16 protein-coding genes and 4 pseudogenes are annotated in these 19,117 nt (G+C 37.4%); 13 read left to right on the top strand and 7 right to left on the bottom strand.

Annotated elements, in window-relative coordinates; all coding sequences use genetic code 11:
• Positions 1–51: 51 nt before the first annotated feature.
• From Q5W13_RS19760 to Q5W13_RS19750, 3 genes are all read right to left on the bottom strand, one after another.
• Positions 52–747, bottom strand: a complete 696-nt coding sequence (locus Q5W13_RS19760) for a YiaD family glycine zipper/OmpA-like lipoprotein (protein WP_155596344.1) — start codon at positions 745–747, stop codon at positions 52–54.
• Positions 748–757: 10 nt separating this feature from the next.
• On the bottom strand, positions 758–1,240 hold the full coding sequence (locus Q5W13_RS19755) for a lipocalin-like domain-containing protein (protein WP_304444180.1): 483 nt from the start codon (positions 1,238–1,240) through the stop codon (positions 758–760).
• A 142-nt stretch (positions 1,241–1,382) separates the two neighbouring features.
• Positions 1,383–3,359: an alpha-ketoacid dehydrogenase subunit alpha/beta gene (locus Q5W13_RS19750; protein ID WP_304444179.1), complete on the bottom strand. Its 1,977-nt coding sequence runs from the start codon at positions 3,357–3,359 to the stop codon at positions 1,383–1,385.
• Between the two features lie 129 nt (positions 3,360–3,488).
• Between Q5W13_RS19750 and Q5W13_RS19745 the strand changes: the two genes are divergently transcribed.
• The 8 genes and pseudogenes from Q5W13_RS19745 (at position 3,489) to Q5W13_RS19720 (ending at position 9,736) form a co-directional block, all read left to right on the top strand.
• Complete coding sequence (locus tag Q5W13_RS19745; RefSeq protein ID WP_304444178.1) at positions 3,489–4,439, top strand: isopenicillin N synthase family dioxygenase; 951 nt, start codon at positions 3,489–3,491, stop codon at positions 4,437–4,439.
• A gap of 2 nt (positions 4,440–4,441) precedes the next feature.
• A complete protein-coding gene (locus tag Q5W13_RS19740; RefSeq protein ID WP_304444177.1) occupies positions 4,442–4,771 on the top strand; it encodes a translation initiation factor in 330 nt (109 codons plus the stop codon).
• 120 nt (positions 4,772–4,891) lie between these two features.
• Positions 4,892–5,824 carry a DUF1835 domain-containing protein gene (locus tag Q5W13_RS19735; protein ID WP_155596340.1) on the top strand — a complete coding sequence of 311 codons (933 nt, stop codon included), beginning with the start codon at positions 4,892–4,894 and terminating at the stop codon, positions 5,822–5,824.
• Between the two features lie 4 nt (positions 5,825–5,828).
• Positions 5,829–6,701, top strand: a complete 873-nt coding sequence (locus Q5W13_RS19730) for a nucleoside phosphorylase (protein WP_304444176.1) — start codon at positions 5,829–5,831, stop codon at positions 6,699–6,701.
• A 57-nt stretch (positions 6,702–6,758) separates the two neighbouring features.
• A complete protein-coding gene (locus tag Q5W13_RS25385; protein ID WP_368662328.1) occupies positions 6,759–7,322 on the top strand; it encodes a polyphosphate kinase in 564 nt (187 codons plus the stop codon).
• 130 nt (positions 7,323–7,452) lie between these two features.
• A pseudogene (locus tag Q5W13_RS25380) lies at positions 7,453–7,587 on the top strand (hypothetical protein); the annotation flags it as partial.
• Between the two features lie 86 nt (positions 7,588–7,673).
• The gene (locus Q5W13_RS25375) at positions 7,674–8,798 is read left to right on the top strand and encodes a phospholipase D-like domain-containing protein (protein WP_368662327.1); all 1,125 of its coding nucleotides are present in this window, start codon (positions 7,674–7,676) and stop codon (positions 8,796–8,798) included.
• A 92-nt stretch (positions 8,799–8,890) separates the two neighbouring features.
• The gene (locus Q5W13_RS19720) at positions 8,891–9,736 is read left to right on the top strand and encodes a substrate-binding domain-containing protein (RefSeq protein ID WP_304444175.1); all 846 of its coding nucleotides are present in this window, start codon (positions 8,891–8,893) and stop codon (positions 9,734–9,736) included.
• A gap of 1 nt (position 9,737) precedes the next feature.
• On the opposite strand, the gene Q5W13_RS19715 is transcribed toward Q5W13_RS19720, so the two are convergent.
• Complete coding sequence (locus Q5W13_RS19715) at positions 9,738–10,166, bottom strand: response regulator (RefSeq protein ID WP_304444174.1); 429 nt, start codon at positions 10,164–10,166, stop codon at positions 9,738–9,740.
• A 497-nt stretch (positions 10,167–10,663) separates the two neighbouring features.
• On the opposite strand from Q5W13_RS19715, the gene Q5W13_RS19710 reads away from it, so the two are divergent.
• Positions 10,664–10,921 carry a hypothetical protein gene (locus Q5W13_RS19710; RefSeq protein ID WP_304444173.1) on the top strand — a complete coding sequence of 86 codons (258 nt, stop codon included), beginning with the start codon at positions 10,664–10,666 and terminating at the stop codon, positions 10,919–10,921.
• A 1-nt stretch (position 10,922) separates the two neighbouring features.
• On the opposite strand, the gene Q5W13_RS19705 is transcribed toward Q5W13_RS19710, so the two are convergent.
• Complete coding sequence (locus Q5W13_RS19705; RefSeq protein ID WP_155596334.1) at positions 10,923–11,588, bottom strand: uracil-DNA glycosylase; 666 nt, start codon at positions 11,586–11,588, stop codon at positions 10,923–10,925.
• Between the two features lie 159 nt (positions 11,589–11,747).
• On the opposite strand from Q5W13_RS19705, the gene Q5W13_RS19700 reads away from it, so the two are divergent.
• The 4 genes and pseudogenes from Q5W13_RS19700 (at position 11,748) to Q5W13_RS19685 (ending at position 16,292) form a co-directional block, all read left to right on the top strand.
• Positions 11,748–12,260, top strand: a complete 513-nt coding sequence (locus tag Q5W13_RS19700) for a DUF3124 domain-containing protein (RefSeq protein ID WP_304444172.1) — start codon at positions 11,748–11,750, stop codon at positions 12,258–12,260.
• Between the two features lie 80 nt (positions 12,261–12,340).
• Positions 12,341–14,511 (top strand): annotated as a pseudogene (locus Q5W13_RS19695) (endonuclease MutS2).
• Positions 14,512–14,580: 69 nt separating this feature from the next.
• A complete protein-coding gene (locus Q5W13_RS19690) occupies positions 14,581–14,988 on the top strand; it encodes a thiol-disulfide oxidoreductase DCC family protein (RefSeq protein ID WP_304444171.1) in 408 nt (135 codons plus the stop codon).
• Positions 14,989–15,185: 197 nt separating this feature from the next.
• Entirely contained in the window at positions 15,186–16,292 is a 1,107-nt protein-coding gene (locus Q5W13_RS19685; protein WP_304444170.1) for an AsmA family protein, read from the top strand.
• A gap of 72 nt (positions 16,293–16,364) precedes the next feature.
• Here Q5W13_RS19685 and Q5W13_RS19680 read toward each other — a convergent pair.
• Both Q5W13_RS19680 and aroC read right to left on the bottom strand, forming a co-directional pair.
• Positions 16,365–17,691, bottom strand: a pseudogene (locus Q5W13_RS19680) (dicarboxylate/amino acid:cation symporter).
• Positions 17,692–17,790: 99 nt separating this feature from the next.
• Positions 17,791–18,861, bottom strand: a pseudogene (gene aroC / locus Q5W13_RS19675) (chorismate synthase).
• Positions 18,862–19,117 lie beyond the last annotated feature (256 nt).

The following is a 19,117-nucleotide window of genomic DNA, read 5'->3' as shown; positions in this document are numbered from 1 at the left end:
GACAGAAGCTGTCGGTATTTTTCAAAAAATTATAGAGTTACGAATAAATTATTATCCTTTAACCTTTTGCTTTGCTTCTTGTTTCAGTGCTTCACTAGCAACGATAGCTAATTCAACTCTTCTATTTTTAGCTTTACCCTCTGTTGTAGTATTATCTCCTACCGGCTGAGCCTCACCATACCATCTAGTTTCCAAACGGCTTTTATCAATACCTTGAGAAATCAAATAATTGGTTACCGATGTAGCTCTTTGCTTAGACAAATTCATATTGTAATCCTCAGGTCCAGCACTATCTGTATGGCCTTCTACCAAAACATTAGATTTTGGATAGTCTTTTAGAATTTGAGCCATTTTGTTCAATGTAGTTTGAGACGTTCCTTTTACATCAGATTTATTCGTGTCAAAATAAACACCGGCATCTTCATTAAAAGTTACATTAATACCTTCACCAACACGACTAACTTCTGCTCCTGGAATTTCTTCCTCAATGCGCTCTGCCTGACGATCCATGTGGTCTCCAATAAAACCACCTGCAACACCACCAATGGCAGCACCTAGAATAGCTCCAAGAACGGTATTGTTACCGCTTCCTACATTATTGCCAATGACACCACCAATGGCAGCACCACTACCAGCACCAATTACAGCACCTTTTTGCTTACTATTTGAATTTTGGATGGTTTTACACCCTACGACCATGGTCAATGCCATGATGATATATGCCGATTTTAAAACTGACTTTTTCATATGTTACTTCTTATTGTTTTGAGAATTTATAAACGACAGATACTGGACTACCATCAACGTTTACATCTGATTTTAATGTCATTTGCGATTCGTTTAGAGAAAGAATCTCTAACCGATATCCCACCTTACCATAAATATCTTTTTTCTTTTCATCTATGTACTTGAATTGCAACTTGTCGTTTCCGTTTTCGTTTTCTAAAACAGACCATCTAATATTACGAACTCCTCCGGCACAAACACTGTTATCCGTAGGTATCGCATAACTTCCAGTGCTGTTATTTTCTAAAAAGTACCACGTACTTCCTTCAAAACAGAATCCGTTGGCATCATCAAAAAGCACGGACTTAAACGAGCCTTCACTAGCTTCATATCCTACATGTTCCAACACCCAATTACCATTAATGGTCTTACGTTCATTACGCACTTCTTTTGATATGGAACACGATCCCAATATCAGAGCCAGTGCTAGCATTACTACACTGTTTTTAATCATAATTTTGATTTAAGGTTTGCATATATACGGTTGAGACCATTGCATTGTTGTCTACCCACCGTTAAACAAATATTAATACAACAAAAATACCGAATCTAGATGCGTTATGATGCTTTTAAACACTAAGATTGTTGCTCTATAACTAGTATTCCAAAAGTTCTTTTAGTGCTATGAGAAACCGATTTTTAGGCAAGTAATTGTCTTCTAGTTTCTTAGCGAAGGGAATAGGTGTTTCCATACTGGCCACACGCTTTACGGGTCCATCTAGGTACTGAAATTTATTTTCCATGACCATGGCAGAAATATCACTGGCAATACCACCAAACATACTGTCTTCTTGAAGAATGATAAGTTTACCCGTTTTCTCTACAGATGTGTAAATAGAAGCCATATCCAAAGGTGCTAATGTCCGTAAGTCAATAAGGTCTGCAGAAATATCCAGATTCTTTTCGAGGGTACCCAATGCCCAATGCACCCCTGCTCCATAAGAAACAATAGTAATATCGTTCCCTTCTTTTAATTTGGCCGCTTTACCAAAAGGAAGTGTGTAGTAATCCGCAGGTACATTTTGATAAATGCTACGATACAAAGCTTTGTGTTCGAAAAAGAGAACCGGATTAGGGTCATTGATAGCCGTAGCCAATAGCCCCTTTGCGTCATAAGGAAAAGCAGGATAGGCAACTTTTAGCCCAGGTGTTTTAGTAAACCAAGCTTCATTAGTTTGTGAATGAAATGGACCAGCACCTACATCGCCACCACATGGCATACGAATAACGACATCAGCTTTTTCATTCCAACGGTAATGAGACTTTGCCAAATAGTTGACGACGGGATTAAAACCGCTACTAACAAAATCGGCAAATTGCATTTCTACAACAGCTTTCATTCCGTTTATGCAAAGTCCCATGGCAGCTGAAACAATTCCAGATTCGCAAATAGGCGTATTCCTAACGCGTTCTTTACCAAAAGCATCCATGAACCCTTCGGTGATTTTAAACACGCCACCATAATCTGCCACATCTTGACCCATGATAACCAAATTAGAGTGCTTCTCCATAGATTGCTTCAATCCCTTGGAAATAGCATCAACTAACCTAATATGCTCTACAACGCTTCCAGGATTCGATTCCTCATATTCAAAAGATGCATAGACATCCTGAAGTTCTTGATCAGGTTCCGACTGAACTTCTTCTTCCTCAAAAGCGAGTTTAAGATTTTCATTAATCTCGTTTTCAATTTCAACTCGTAAGGCTTCAATTTTTTCATCCGTTAGAATTCCTTCTTTCAAAAGAAACCTTTCATAATTTGAAATCGGGTCTTTCTTTCCCCATTCCGCCATTAATTCTTCGGGAACGTATTTAGTACCACTAGCCTCTTCATGTCCACGCATGCGGAAAGTTTTAAACTCAATTAAAACCGGACGTGGTTTTTCCCGAAGTTCTTCTGCAATCTTTTTTAGCTTGTTATATACTTCCAATATATTATTACCGTCAATTATATGCGATTCCATACCATAGCCCAATGCCCTATCCGCTAGGTTTTCGCAGTTATATTGTTCTTTAGTAGGTGTAGAAAGTCCGTAGCCGTTATTTTCAATACAAAAAATAACAGGCAAACTCCATACAGAGGCAACATTCAAGGCTTCATGAAAATCACCCTCGCTTGTTCCACCTTCACCTGTAAAAACAGCAGTAACCGCTTTTTTGTTCTGAAGAACATCTCCTAATGCAATTCCATCTGCCACTCCCAGCTGTGGACCAAGGTGACTGATCATTCCTATAATTTTATAGTCTTGGGTGCCAAAGTGAAAACTACGATCACGACCTTTGGTAAATCCGTTCATTTTACCCTGCCATTGCGAAAAAAGACGGTGTAAAGGAATACCCCGTGTAGTAAATACTGCCAGATTTCTATGCATGGGGAGTATATACTCTTCTTCATTTAGCGCATTGGTAACACCTACTGAAATAGCCTCCTGCCCAATACCGCTAAACCATTTTGAAATTTTACCCTGTCGCAAGAGAATCAGCATTTTCTCTTCTATCATGCGGGGCCGCTGAAGGTCTTTATATAATTTCAATAAAACCGCTTCGCTTAAATCCCTTTTATCGTATTGCATAAAATTCTTTGGTGTGATTTCCATTTCGGTAGATAAAAGTAGCAAAAATACCACATCTACCGCCCCATTTGTTATATATAATAGTTGAGCATATTTTACTAACTTTGAGAAAACTTTTAAAGCAACGGCATGAGTGCAATACCTAGTGTAGACTTACAAGATTTTGTTTCGGATAACGCTGAAAGAAAAGAGAAATTTATAAAAGAAATTGGTTCCGCTTTTGAAAATATTGGCTTTGTAGCCTTAAGCGGGCACTTTCTATCGGATGATTTAGTAAAGAACCTTTACGATGAAATCAAAAAGTTTTTTGATCTTCCACAAGAAGTAAAAGACACATATGAAATTGAAGGAATAGGTGGCCAACGTGGTTATACCTCATTCGGGAAAGAACATGCTAAAGGTAAGAAAGAAGGCGACTTAAAAGAATTTTGGCACTTTGGACAGTATGTACAAGATGATGCAAAACTAGAAGCAGAATACCCAGATAATGTTCAGGTAAAAGAATTGCCTACATTTAATACGGTTGGTAAGGAAACATACCAAATGCTGGAGAAAACAGCTAAATATGTACTTAGGGCATTAGCAATTCATCTTAATTTAGAGGAAACCTATTTTGATGACTATATAAAGAATGGGAATTCAATTTTACGTCCTATTCATTATCCACCAATAACATCTGAGCCTAAAAATGCAGTTCGTGCCGCTGCCCACGGAGACATTAACCTTATTACCCTATTAATGGGAGCTCATGGACGCGGACTTCAAGTAAAGAACCATGAAGGCGAGTGGGTAGATGCCATTGCGCGACCAGATCAGTTGATGATCAATGTTGGTGATATGTTGTCTAGACTTACCAACAATAAATTAAAATCTACCATACACCAAGTGGTGAACCCACCTAAAGAGCTTTGGGGCACTTCTAGGTACTCTATTCCTTTCTTTATGCATCCTGTAGGCGATATGCCACTTAATTGCTTAGAAAATTGCGTAGATGATGCACATCCAAAACAATTTGAAGACATAACTGCAGGCGAGTTCTTGCATGAGCGTTTAATTGAATTAGGGTTGATAAAAGCATAAGTATGGATTTACAGGACCAACTCAAGAATTTGTTCCCGGAACATGAGCCGGAAAAAACAGAAATCACCTCCAAAAAGGAAAATAATATCTGGTTACAGGATGACCCTGTCATATGTAAATACGAAAAACGCAAAGGAAAACCTATAACCATTTTAGAAGGGTATAATGGAGCGGAAAGTGATTTCAAAAAGTTAGCAAAAGAACTGAAGACCAAATTAAGTGTAGGAGGTTCATTTAAAAACGGTCAAATCATAATTCAGGGCGACTATAGAGACAAAATTATGGGATTATTAAAAGAAAAAGGCTTCTCCGTTAAGCGCGTTGGCGGATGACCCCTTTAAACGCAGGGCCTGAGCATACCTCAGGCACAGAGGTTTAATTCTGTTAATTATTTTTGCTTTATTTTGAATTAATAGTACTTTTAATCTTTCGAACCTAAATCAAGACCTCAAATGAGTTCCCTTCTGCACATCACTAACGGAGATAGCTTTACGGATAGAATAAAAACACTAAACCTTAGTGGGGATATCATCACATGGCGTGAGATGCTCTGCGAAGGCAAGACACTTACCAATGTTGGCAGTGAATCTTTCTGGAAAGCCCGTTTTGAATTTCTCAATAAAAATTATAAGGTATCAAAATCATGGTTCATTGAAAAGACCTTGAAAGAATACCGTTCTCTTTGTAATCACAAACAACAAGATGAGATTGTACTCTGGTTTGAGTATGACCTTTTTTGTCAAGTAAACATGATTGCCGTGCTTAGCTGGTTAAAGATTAACCGTAAATATGCACAAGTTTCTTTAGTTTGTAGTGGAAAAGAAGATAGTACTGATAAAATGTACGGTTTAAACGAGTTGAGCGATGATCAATTGCGGAAATTGTATGAAAATAAAATTGATTTAACGCAAGACGATATTGAATATGCGGATTATGTCTGGCAATTATATTGTAGCGATAACCCTATTCGTTTAGAAAATTTATCTGATTTTGGTGAATTTCAGTTTAATTACCTCGGTGATGCCGTTCGTTCACATTTACACCGTTTTCCAAGTATTAAAAACGGACTCAACGAAATGGAAAATTCCATTTTAAGGCTCGCAATAGATAAGAAACCCACTTCAAAAGGTACTTTTGTTTCAGAAATTATTCAAAACCAAGGTTCTTTAGGTTTTTCAGATACGCAGTATGAAAGGGCGCTAGGAAGATTAAAACCTTTATTCTCTTCTTTTAATCCAGTAAGACTTACTAAAAAAGGAAAAGAGATACTCGAGAATAAAACCAGTTACTACTCCTGTATTCAGGACAACAATGTATATCTAGGCGGTGCATTAAAATATAACTACCTGTACAACACCGAATCTAACAGAATTTTAAAGTTGTAACTCCATGCAATTAAGCCCCTCCGAGCTTATCTTAAATGCCGATAAGAGCATTTACCATTTAAATTTATTACCCGAAGACCTTGCAGAAACTATTATAACGGTTGGTGACCCTGACCGTGTAAGCAATGTTTCCAAGTTTTTTGATACCATTGAGCTAAAGAAAGGAAAACGTGAATTTCACACACATACTGGTACGCTTAATGGAAAACGCATTTCTGTTGTTTCAACAGGAATCGGCACAGATAATATTGATATAGTTTTCAATGAATTGGATGCCCTTGTTAATATTGATTTTGAAACCAGAACCATCAAATCCAACAGAACTGTATTAGATATTGTTAGAATAGGTACTTCTGGATCCATAAGAGCAGACATTCCTATTGATTCTTTTTTAATGAGCGAATATGCCATGGGCTTTGATGGCTTATTACATTTTTATGATAGTGAATCTGTTCAGGAACTAGATGTATCCAAAGCTTTTGTGGCCCATACGAATTGGTCTTCAAATAAATCAGTGCCCTACGTGGTCAAATATGATGAAAGTCTAGGCCAAAGACTCTTTTCCAATCGTATACGATTAGGCACTACTGTTACCAATATAGGCTTCTACGGCCCACAAAGTCGGGTTTTGAGATTAAAACTCAGCGATAGCGAACTACAAGATAAATTAGCTTCTTTTGAATACAAGGATGTTAAGGTTACCAATTTAGAAATGGAGACTTCCGGTATTTACGGTCTTGCTAAATTACTAGGCCACCGTGCTGTTTCTATGAACTGTATTTTGGCCAACAGAGCCAATGGCGAGTTTAGCACCAAGCCTACAGAATCTACTGAAGAGCTTATTAAATACACCTTAGAAAAGCTCACCTCCTCATAATTTAGTTAACACTAATTTTAGATTCATAAGCTAGCTATTTGTTATGTTTGTGAGACTATGGAAAATGAAGATTACAAAGACCGAGATATAAGTTGGTTGTTTTTTAATGAAAGGGTATTACTAGAAGCAAACAACCCCACTACTCCTCTACTAGAACGTCTAAAATTTCTAGCCATCTTCTCGTCTAATCTTGACGAATTCTTTAAAGTCCGCATATCTCAGTTACGCCAGCTAAAGTCCGTTGACAAGTCGCTACGAAAGAAACTGATTTCAAAGCCGAACAAGAAGCTTAAAAAAGTTCTTCGCATCATTGATGAGCAACAACAACGTTTTGGCGCTATCATGGAAACTATTTTTAAGGAGTTACTCAAAGAAGATATCCACTTTGTAACTAATGAAAAAATTACCAGCGAGCAAAAAGCTTTTCTCAACACCTATTTCAAAGATATTGCAGCTGATTGCGAGGTTTTCACGACAGATAAAAACCCTAAATTATCTGATGGCGGTTTGTATCTTTTCGTAGCACAAGCTAATGACACATATCACTTCGTTAAAATCCCAACAGACCAACACGACCGTTTCGTGGAGATTCCTAAAATGGCCATTCGTTTATATTTTTAGATGATGTAGTAAAAATGCATCTGAATGAATTACTACCGCAAGGAGCAATTGAGGCTAGTTACGCTATAAAGCTTTCCAGGATGCCGAGTTATATTTAGAAGACGATTTTGGAGATACGCCATTAGCCGATCAGATTTATGATGCGCTGCATCAACGAAAATCAGGTCAACCAACACGGCTGCTCTATGATGCCATTATGCCCGAAACATATAAAAAGGTCATTAGAAAAACATTGGACATAGGAAACATTGACCTTTTCCCATAGGTGGACGCTACCATAATCTTTCAGACTTTTTCGGTTTTAACAACCCTACAGACAATCCGGACTTAACATATAAGGTTCAAGTTCCTTTGCCACACCCTATTTTATCCAAAACAAAAGACTTTTTTGCTTCCATAGCAGAAAAGGACCAGCTCGTACATTTTCCCTACCAGAGTTTTGATGCCGTAGAAAATTTTATTGTAGCGGCAGCAAAAGATGGTAAGGTGGAACATATTAAAATTTCATTATATCGTATTGCAAAAGCATCGGTACTTACGGATGCTTTACTTTTAGCACTAGAGAATGGCAAAAAGGTGACGATTTTCGTAGAGGCCAAAGCTCGTTTTGATGAAAAGAATAATATTGAATGGGGTAAGATATTCGAAGATAAAGGAGCCAAAGTATTTTTCAGCATTCCTAATATCAAAGTCCATTCTAAGATCGCTTTAATAGAACGAACCGAATCCGATTCTTTAAAACGCTACGCTTACATTGGTACAGGAAACTTCAATGCTAAGACTTCAAGTATTTATTGCGACCATGGACTATTTACTGCTCACCCTCAAGTAACTGGAGATTTGAACCAAGTGTTTTCTACATTAGAACGTCATTTGATAATCCCTAAGTTAAAGCGGCTTTTGGTTTCACCTTTCAACACAAGAAATGTATTCTTGCAATCTATTGAAAATGAAATAAAAAACAGCAAAAAAGGGCTTCCCGCGAAGATTACGGCAAAAATGAACAGCCTAGAAGACAAGAATATGATTGATGCTCTGTACCGTGCAAATGAAGCAGGTGTTCAGGTACGTCTTATTGTTCGTGGTTTCTCCTGCCTCATACCTAAATCGGCTAATGAGCTTCCTTCAGGTTGCGAACCTATACTGATTACAAGTATCGTTGACCGCTATTTGGAGCATGGCCGTATCTATTTGTTTCATAATAATGGTGATGAGAAAATGTACATAGGTTCCGCAGATTGGATGACACGAAACCTAGACCGACGCATTGAAGTATTGACACCTATTCTAGATTCTGATATTTTTAATGAGTTAAACGATATTCTTAAGCTGCAATTAAACGATTCCGTAAAATCCCGTGTGCAGGATGCAGATGATACAAACACATTGGTTTCCTTTGAACAAGAAAAACCCATTCGTTCTCAATATGCCATTTATGAGTATTTGAAGATGAAAGGCGAAACTTTAAGCTCCTAAAACAAACTTAGCAACAGAAAGCCCCATAGCCACGAGGTTAAGAGGAGCAAGTTTCTTAAATTTACCGGAGTTTCCGATAGAAAAGAATAATTATGAAGAAAGTTAGAATAATTGGCGTTCCCGAACATTTCAACCTCCCTTGGCATATGGCCATTGAAGAAGGTGCTTTTGAAGAAAGAGGCATTGACTTGCAATGGACCGAAGTTCCGGAAGGTACAGGTAGAATGTGTCAAATGCTTCAAGACGAGGAAACAGATTTGGCCATCATCTTAACCGAGGGCCTAGTCAAAAGCATTACCGAAGGAAACCCTGCTAAAATTGTTCAGGAATATATTTCAACCCCACTACAATGGGGAATTCATGTAGGCGCTAAGAGCAAATACAAGTCCATTGCCGAATTGAAAGATACTAAAGCGGCAATTAGCCGATTAGGTAGCGGAAGCCACTTGATGGCCTTTGTAAATGCTCAAAATGAAGGATGGGCGACTAACTCTCTTCAGTTTGAAATCATAAATAACCTAGATGGTGCAGTTACCGCTTTAACCGAAGGTACAGCAGATTACTTCATGTGGGAACACTTTACAACAAAACCCCTAGTAGATAAAGGCGTTTTTAGACGTTTAGGAGACTGTCCTACGCCGTGGCCCTGTTTTGTAGTTGCTGCTACACAAAAATTTCTTGATGAAGAGAAAAGCACCTTGAACCATATTTTAGAGGTCATCAACGATTACACTTCCGAATTTAAACAGATACCTAGCATAGACCGAAGCCTAGCCAATAGATACGGCCAACAACTAGCGGATATTCAAGAATGGCTTAAAATAACAAAATGGAGCCAGAAGCAACTTCCAGAAGCTACATTAACAAAAGTTCAGGATACTTTAAGGGAATTAAATTTAATTGATAAATCTATTCCCCTATTGAAGATTTTAAATTGATTTAAATAGCAGCTAGATTAAAATGACTTTGAATCAAATGCTTAAAAGTATCGTCAGATAAAGGTTTTTGAGAGAAATCGTCAATAAACTCATTGCCTTCCGCTCTATCTTTATCCTCTTGATTATCGCTTGTAGTCACTAAAACTATGGTAATTTGATCTTTCAATTCTTTCGGAACGGATTCTTCGTATGCTGTCATAAACTCCCATCCGTCCATAATCGGCATTTTTAAATCTAGCATTACCATACATGGCAATTGTAATTTTCCCTTACCATTACCTAGGATGAAATCAAGACCCTCTTGACCATTTAGCACTGTATTAACTTCCAAATCCAAATCTAGTTTGTTAATAAAAACTGAATGCAAGATGTTGTTTATTTCATCATCATCGATCAGTAGTATTGAATTTAATCTCTCTAAATTTTTCATGGTATTTTTTTTGTTAGTTAATGGTATATAAGTGTTTAGGTAAAATAGCTTGGTTAAAATTAAAGAAATTTTAACTAAATAGCCTAAGCAGTGAGAGATTTATTGTTAAGTACCCTAATATTTTATCATAATCGTAAAATATATACATGCCAATCAACAGAAAACCTTTGACAACATAACAATTATGATTATAAATTAATGTAAAATAATTAGAAGTGAAATCCAGAACAAATTTTAAAAAGTTTTTAGCATTTAACTCTTGATTTTCAGTAAAAGGGTTTTTAATTTTATAGGGAATTCGCAAAAACGGAGGTTTAATCAATTCCTTTTAAAAATGAGACTCAAACTTATTCATACACGTCAATTTCTAGTTTTAGCATTTTTTTTTCTGCGGAGTTATCTATACTCAAGCTCAAACATTATATGCCCTTAAAATAGACCGAAATATTCGTAATCAGGCGGAAGGCATAACAAGAGCATATCAGCCAAGGTTAGTTTTGGGCACTGATCAAGCACTGGAATTCCAAAACACGGTAGCCAAATACTTAGTGAAAAAGAAATCTATTCTAGACAACCCTTATACAACCGACAATCAAAAAAACTATCGTTTAAAAGAAATATCCAGTCACGAGAGCTCTGAAATGGTAGACGTACTTTATTCGTACCAATGGCAAGAATATTTGAGGATTAAACCTGAGATACAGCCACTGCCCTATCAAAAATCTTACTTTGACGATGCGGTCGCAGGAAATTGATTTACCAATTAATTTGCTCTAAGCCCTTTATTTTCAGGATTTCATTAGCTTGACTAAAATGATGGTTTCCAAACCAATAACCCCGATTAGCACTTAAAGGAGATGGATGTCCGGAATTTAAGATATGATGCTTTTTCTTGTCAATGAGTTTAGCTTTCTTTTTTGCAAATCCGCCCCAAAGTAGAAAAACGAGGTCTTCCTTTTCATCGGATAATTTCTTGATTACTGCATCGGTAAAAGTTTCCCAGCCTTTTTTCTGATGACTTCCTGCTTCATGGGCTCGTACGGTTAGCGTGGCATTTAAAAGAAGAACACCTTGATCGGCCCAACGTTCTAGGTTTCCGCTTTCTGGATAAGGTTTTCCTAGGTCCGTTTCAATCTCTTTAAAAATATTCCGCAATGAAGGCGGATGCGGAATTCCGTCTTTTACAGAAAAGCAGAGTCCGTTGGCCTGATTGGGTCCATGATATGGGTCTTGCCCAATAATAACCACTTTTGTTTTGTCAAAAGGACTATGGTCAAAGGCCGCAAATATGTCTTTTTTTTTAGGGTAACAAGTATGCTGAGCGTATTCGTTTTTGACGAATTGAACCAATTCCCCAAAATAAGGCTGTTCAAATTCTTGAGAAAGTGGCTTTAACCAGCTTTCATGTATTTGTACTGTCATATTTTATGATCATTTTTGTATAGCAAGCGCAATTGTACATAATTGATGTTACATCCGAAAAGAACCTTCCATAAAGAAGTTATCTTTTTATCGATTTCAAAATTACCTAAAATTTACAGTGCATTGGTTAAGAAAAGTCTGCTTTAAATATCTTGAAAAATGAAAAAGTGTGTTTTATCCCTATTGATGGTGTCATTACTCTTTGGTTGTATTCCTGAGAAAAAAGAAGTCAGCTCTATAAATCCTATAAACTGGTCAAAACGAAAAATAAATATCAGCGATAAAGACTCTTTAGAATATGGCAAATCCTATTTGTCCATATATTCTCAAATCTATAGCATGACGGAGCACAAAACGCATAACTTAACTGCAATGGCCAGTTTGAGAAACACAAGTGATAAGGATACGGTATACTTGACAAAAGCAGAATATTTTGACACACATGGCAAAGCGGTAAGAACGTATTTTGACCACCCTATTTATTTAGCTCCAATGGAAACCACTGAAATTATTATAGATGAGGTTGATGTTGAAGGCGGAACAGGCTCTAATTTCATCATTGAATGGAAGGTGCCAAAAGGTTGTCCAGAGCCATTATTTGAAGGTATAATGAACTCTACCATGTCTCAGCAAGGTCTTTCGTTTACCACACAAGCAAAACGTATTGAGTAAAAGGCTAGTTTTTTTGGTCTATTCAACAGATTTCAAATCTCGCTACCAATGCCTACCTTTGCCGTCGCAATTAAATAAGAATGGCTAATATTCACTCCAAGACAGTACAAGACCTTGAATTTCCTACAGTTTTAGAGCAGGTTTCGGCCCGCTGCTCCACTGAATTAGGAAAAGAACGCGCATTGGAAATCGCTCCAATAGACGACAAGGAGACTGTAGTTGAGGTTTTGGGACAAACAGCAGAGTACCTATCCTCTTTCATAAGTGAAAACCGAATACCTCCCCATGGTTTTGACGCTATAAACAAAGAACTTCAGTTACTTAGAATAGAAAATACAACCCTTGAGGTTTCGAGTTTTAAAAAAATCGGAACTATCTGTACCACGGTTACGGCACATAAAAAGTTCCTTAAGAAGTTTAAAGAATACTACCCACTGCTCTTTGAGGTTTCTAATAACGTTGAGCTAAATACTGATATTCCTAAAGAAATTGATGTTGTTATTGACCGCTTTGGGGAAGTTAAAGACCGCGCATCAAATAAACTTTTTGATGTACGTAGGCAAATGAACCAAGTGAAAGGTAAGATAGGCCAGAGTTTTGCCTCAGCACTAAACACCTATCACGGTTCTGATTATTTAGATGACATACGGGAATCAGTTGTTGAAAACCGTAGGGTTTTGGCAGTAAAGGCCATGTATCGTAGAAAAATAAAGGGTACGGTAATGGGTACTTCCAAAACAGGAAGTATTGTTTACATAGAGCCAGAAGCTACTTTAAAATATAGTCGGGAACTCAATAATCTTGAATACGATGAAAAGGAAGAGATTCAGCGTATTCTAAACGAGCTCACGGATCAAATACGGCCTTTTGCTTGGTTGTTAGCTGAATACCACTTCCTTGCACATATGGACATTACTGCCGCTAAGGCATCATATGCCAGGATACGAACTCATTACTACCAAAAATTAATGATGAAAAGCGACTCTATTTACGAGATGCCTTTCACCCATTATTATATCTAAGTAACAAATTACAGCGTACAGAAACTTATCCGCAGACCATAGAATTGCATTCCGAAAATAGGATTATTGTTATTAGCGGACCTAATGCCGGAGGTAAAAGTATCACCTTAAAGACAATTGGATTACTTCAAGTAATGCTTCAATCAGGACTCCTAATTCCCGTTCATGAAAGGAGTTCCGTTTGTTTTTTCAATACAATATTGACAGATATTGGTGATAATCAATCCATAGAAAATCACCTAAGTACCTATAGCTACCGTTTAAAGAATATGAAGAACTTCTTACGGATTTGCGATAATGAAACACTCTTTCTTATTGATGAATTTGGTACCGGTAGTGACCCGGAACTGGGTGGTGCCTTGGCAGAAGCTTTCTTAGAAATTTTTTATGAACGTGGAGCTTACGGTGTAATTACAACCCATTATGCCAACTTAAAAGCTTTGGCAGATGAACTGCCACATACAACTAATGCGAACATGGTTTTCAACAGCAAGACCTTAGAACCTACATTTCAATTAGTATTGGGAGAAGCCGGTAGTTCGTTTACTTTTGAGGTTGCCCAGAAAAACGGCATCCCCTACAGCTTAATAAACAAAGCAAAGAAGAAGGTAGAGCGAGGCAAAGTCCGTTTTGACGCTACGATAGCCAAACTTCAGAAAGAACGCAGTAAAATGGCGCAAACAGGCACTAGACTTCAAGAAGAAGAATCTAAAGCACGTGAAGAAGCCATGCGATTGGAAAAATTGAACGCCAAAGTAAAGAGCAAATTAGAGAACTACCAAGAATTGTACGACCATGACCAGCGCATGGTACAGTTAGGAAATAAGATTGATAAGGCTGCAGACCGTTATTTTATTGATAATAAGAAACGACCACTTGTTTCCGAGCTGTTACGCATTGTAGAAACAGAAAACAGCAAGCGTAAGAAGAAAACCGCCAAAGAAGCCAAGGTGGAACGCACTAAAAAGGCGCAAGTCAAACAAGAAGTTCAAAAAGAAGTCAAGGTAATTCGGGAGAAAAAGATAGTCGAAAAGAAAAAAGCGGTCATCAAAGAGAAGAACAAGCCAAGACCTGTTTTTCAATTAGGAGATCGCGTCCGAATGAAAGATGGGAAAGCCGTTGGGTCTATTGATAACCTTGAAAAGAACAAAGCCATAGTTAACTACGGCATTTTCACTACCAATGTTAGTGTTGATCAGCTGGAGCTTGTAGAGCGGGTTAAGAAGTAGCGTCAATGTTCTTTCTTAAATATCTAACAAAATTTAGGTCTTCAATACATACATCATTAACTTTACTTTGTGGAAAATTCAAAACAAATTATTCTTTTTGATGGCGTTTGTAACCTATGCAACGGTGCTATTCAGTTTATCATAAAACATGATGAACAAGATGTTTTCCGATATGCGCCACTTCAAAGCGATTTAGGAAAGAAGTTGATTTCGCAGCGAAATATCGACTCTTCAAGTATAGATTCCATAATTCTTATTGAACACGGCGTTGCTTTTTATATTAAATCTGATGCAGCATTAGAAATAGGCAAACAGCTGAAAGGGTATAAAACTATTTCATCTGTCCTGCAATGGATTCCCGTAAGTATTCGTGATATCGTATACGATTTTATTGCGCGTAATCGCTACAAGTGGTACGGCAAGAAAGAACAATGTATGATTCCTACTCCACAACTTAAAGCCAAATTTTTAAGTTAAGGCTGTCTTTATTTTAAAGAAGAGATGTTTTGCCCTCTCCCTTTCTTGAATACTTATTCCTCTTTAAAAATCAGTATTCCCGCTACTTATCATTTAAACCTAAACATTGAGGCTATGTTCTTATGAGATAGCCTTTTATGTATATGAACAAACCTAAATGAGCCAAATCATGGATTTTTGTAGCTGATTCATAATCTATGTCAAAAAATAAGAGAAAAAGAGGTTATAAAAAAAAGCGGTTTTTAATTCCACTAGGCATTATAGTGTTTCTAATTGTATTACGATTATTCATGCCAGTATTGGTCAAAAACTATGTGAATGGTGTGCTGGCAGATATTCCAGGATTTTATGGTCATGTAGATGGTATTGATATTGATTTATATAGAGGTGCGTATGTAATTGAAAACATGACGCTTAACAAAGTTGAAGCAGGCTCGGAAGTTCCTTTCTTGGATTTTGAAAAAACTGATATTTCAATTGAATGGAATGCCTTAGTAAAAGGTAGAATTGTGAGTGAAATAGAAATGAATCGACCTAAGGTTATTTATGTATTGGAAGATCAACAAGAAGGCGGAACGGCTCCTGAAGCTGATGATTGGACTAAAGCATTAACGGATTTAGTTCCTATTTCAATTAACAATCTTCAAATAACCGATGGCACAGTAGCTTTTGTTCAAATAGAGGCCGACCCAACAATAGACCTAAATCTTAAGAACCTGAATTTAAATGCTACCAATCTTAGAAACGTAGTACAAAAAAAGCGCACCTTACCATCAGACATTCACGCAACAGCAACTTCCATTGGTCAAGGTGATTTAGTTCTGGATGGCAAAATGAACCTCGTAAAAGAAGTTCCTGACATGGATATCGCTTTTTCGGTCACAGATGCAGATGCAAAGGCATTGAATGATTTTACGAAGTATTATGCAGAAATAGATTTTGAAAGCGGCACGTTTGAGGTTTTTGGTGAAATAGCCATTGCAGATGGGTTTCTTAAAGGATCTATAAAACCTATTATAAAAAATGGAAAGCTCGTTGGAAAAGAAGATGGGTTTCTAGAAACCTTATGGGAAGGATTTGTGGGGTTCTTTAAATTCGTTCTCAAAAACCAGAAGAACAATACATTAGCCACCAAAGTCCCTCTTGAAGGTAACTTAAATAATTTAGGAACAAAAACATGGCCAACAGTAACTAATATCTTTAAAAATGCTTGGGTAAAAGCATACAAAGGCGTCGTAGATAATGATATAAGCTTTGAAGATGCAGAGAAGGAAGCTGATGGTAAAAAACAAAAAGCGAAATAGTTTGTTAGGTTACTGTTTGATAAAACAACTTCCTAAAACTACTTCGCTTTTTAAAAATATATGGTTTACTAGTTATTTCACTTCATCATAATGGTCATCCCAATTCTGAACATGAGGTTTGCCTAATTTTCCAACGGATTTGGCCACCATCATAGCAACGCAAGCATCACCGGTAACATTTACAACAGTACGTAGCATATCCAAAGGTCTATCCACGGCAAAGATAAGGGCCAGCCCTATGGCTAATTTGTCTTGCGGGAAACCAATGGCCTCTAGCACAATCACCAACATAACCATACCAGCGCCAGGAACTGCCGCAGAACCAATAGAGGCCAACAATGCAGTTAAAACAATGGTAAGTTGTCCGGAAAAAGAAAGATCAAACCCTAAAGCCTGCGCTATAAAAACTGCCGCAACACCTTGGTAAAGGCTTGTGCCATCCATATTTATAGTAGCTCCTACAGGAAGAACGAAACTAGAAACCTCTTTGTCTACACCAATATGCTCCTCTACCCTTTCCATAGTTACCGGCAAAGTAGCAGCACTAGAACTTGTAGAAAATGCCAAGAGCTGTGCAGGACTCATCTCTTTCAAGAACTTCCATGGGCTATAATGTGTGAACGTAGCTACCACAACACTATAGAAAACAATCATTAATAATAATCCCAGAACCACAACCCCTGCGTATTTCAAAAGCGCTATGAGTAAATCTGGATCACCGGAAGTAGCCACAACGTTAGCCAATAACGCAAAAACCGCTATAGGGGCAGTGAGCATAATCAAATCCACCATTTTTAAGACGATGTCATTAAGAGAATCGAAAAAATCTTTAAGGGGCTTAGCTTTTTCTTCACCTATAAGAAGCATAGAGATTCCCATAAAAATGGTGAAAAATATAACCTGAAGCATTAAGCTATTGTCCCCTAAGGCTTGGACAGCATTATCAGGAACCATGTCTTCTAAAAACTGAAGCGGGCCGCTATCTTGCTGCCTGTGCGCCTCTTCTAGTTTAGAAGTTACACTACTATCATTAGAATAGGTCTCTGTTAACTTGGTTATGGTATCTTCGGAGATGCCATCGCCAGGCTTAAGAATGTTGACTAAAATAAGTCCAATTGAAATCGCAATTACTGTAGTTCCTATGTAAATAGCTATTGTACGTAAACCAATGTTTCGGAACTTAGAAATATCCTTTAAATCTGATATTCCCTTTATCAGCGAAGCTAAAATAAGTGGAATTGCAATTAGTTTTAGAAGCTTAACAAAAATGGATCCTAAAGGGTTGATCCAATCCATGGACAAAATCCCTGCCCCAATCAACATAAGTCATTCCAAAACCAAAGAGAATACCTAAGATCATTCCGATCAATATTCTCCAGTGTAATTCCAATTTTTTCATTCATCAAAGGTTTAAGCAAGTAATATACTGCTTTTGATCTGAAAGCAGAAAAACAACCTACAAATCACCTCTGGTTTTAATGAATTGCCAATAAATTGATTACGAATTTGCCTTAATAGTACGATTTAGCAAGCTAAAATCCGCCATTACTAATGCCGCCATAGCCTCAACTATAGGTACGGCGCGAGGAACTACACATGGGTCATGGCGTCCTTTACCTTTTGTTTGGACAAAATTACCTTCTTTGTCTATTGTTTGGTATGGCTGAATAATAGTAGCCACAGGCTTGAAAGCTACGTTAAAGTAGATATCCATTCCGTTGCTGATACCACCTTGAATTCCGCCACTGTTATTGGTCTTTGTGGTACCATCTTGGTTAAATTGGTCATTATGCTCACTGCCTTTCATTGCAACACCGGCAAATCCGCTGCCATATTCAAAGCCTTTAACCGCATTTATAGAAAGCATAGCTTTCCCTAGTTCCGCATGAAGCTTATCAAAAGCAGGTTCTCCTAGTCCAATAGGTACATTTTGGATCACACAGCTAATAACGCCTCCAACGGTATCTCCTTCTTTACGAATCTCTTTGATGTATTCTTCCATTTCTGCCGCCATCTTTGGATCGGGACAGCGTACAGGGTTAGCTTCAATCTGAGAAAAGTCTAAATCTTGATAAGGTGTTTCCATTTTCATGTTCCCTACTTGAGAAACATAAGCATTGATTTTCATTTCGGCCAAAAACTGTTTAGCCAAAGCACCAGCCACTACTCTACTTGCGGTTTCTCGTGCAGAACTACGGCCACCACCACGATAATCTCTAAAGCCATATTTCTGGTCATAGACATAATCTGCGTGCGAAGGACGGTAAGAGTCCTTTATATGCGTGTAATCGTGAGATTTTTGATTGGTATTATGAATAGCGAAACCAATAGGTGTACCTGTAGTCTTTCCTTCAAATATTCCTGAATAAAACTCCACTGTATCCGGTTCTTTTCTTTGGGTAACAATGGCAGATTGACCTTATTTTCTTCGGTTTAACTCATTTTGAATCGCTTCAAAATCGACTTCAATTCCTGATGGACAACCATCTAAGACACCTCCTATTGCTACACCATGAGATTCTCCAAACGTTGATAGTTTAAACAGGGTTCCAAAAGAATTTCCAGCCATTCTAAAATATTAAAAGTTAATTAATGCTTAACCTAATTCTATCCAAACTTAAAACAGAACACTGTTTGTTGAGCTTATGGTCATTTTGGTTAAAGCTAGCGGTAAAGATAAATCTTAAATCATTGACCGCAAAATAAGCCTTTGTGTATTATCCATTAAGATGTTGCAGGTATTCCTTAATAATTATTTAATGATTTCAACATCTATTGATATCCTCAAATTCACATTCATTTTACATGTATGCAATTTATTTGTA

This window comes from Zobellia laminariae (assembly GCF_030553095.1).
Taxonomy (GTDB): domain Bacteria; phylum Bacteroidota; class Bacteroidia; order Flavobacteriales; family Flavobacteriaceae; genus Zobellia; species Zobellia laminariae.
Note: the sequence above shows the minus strand (reverse complement) of the source record. Positions and strands in the feature narration are given on the sequence as shown.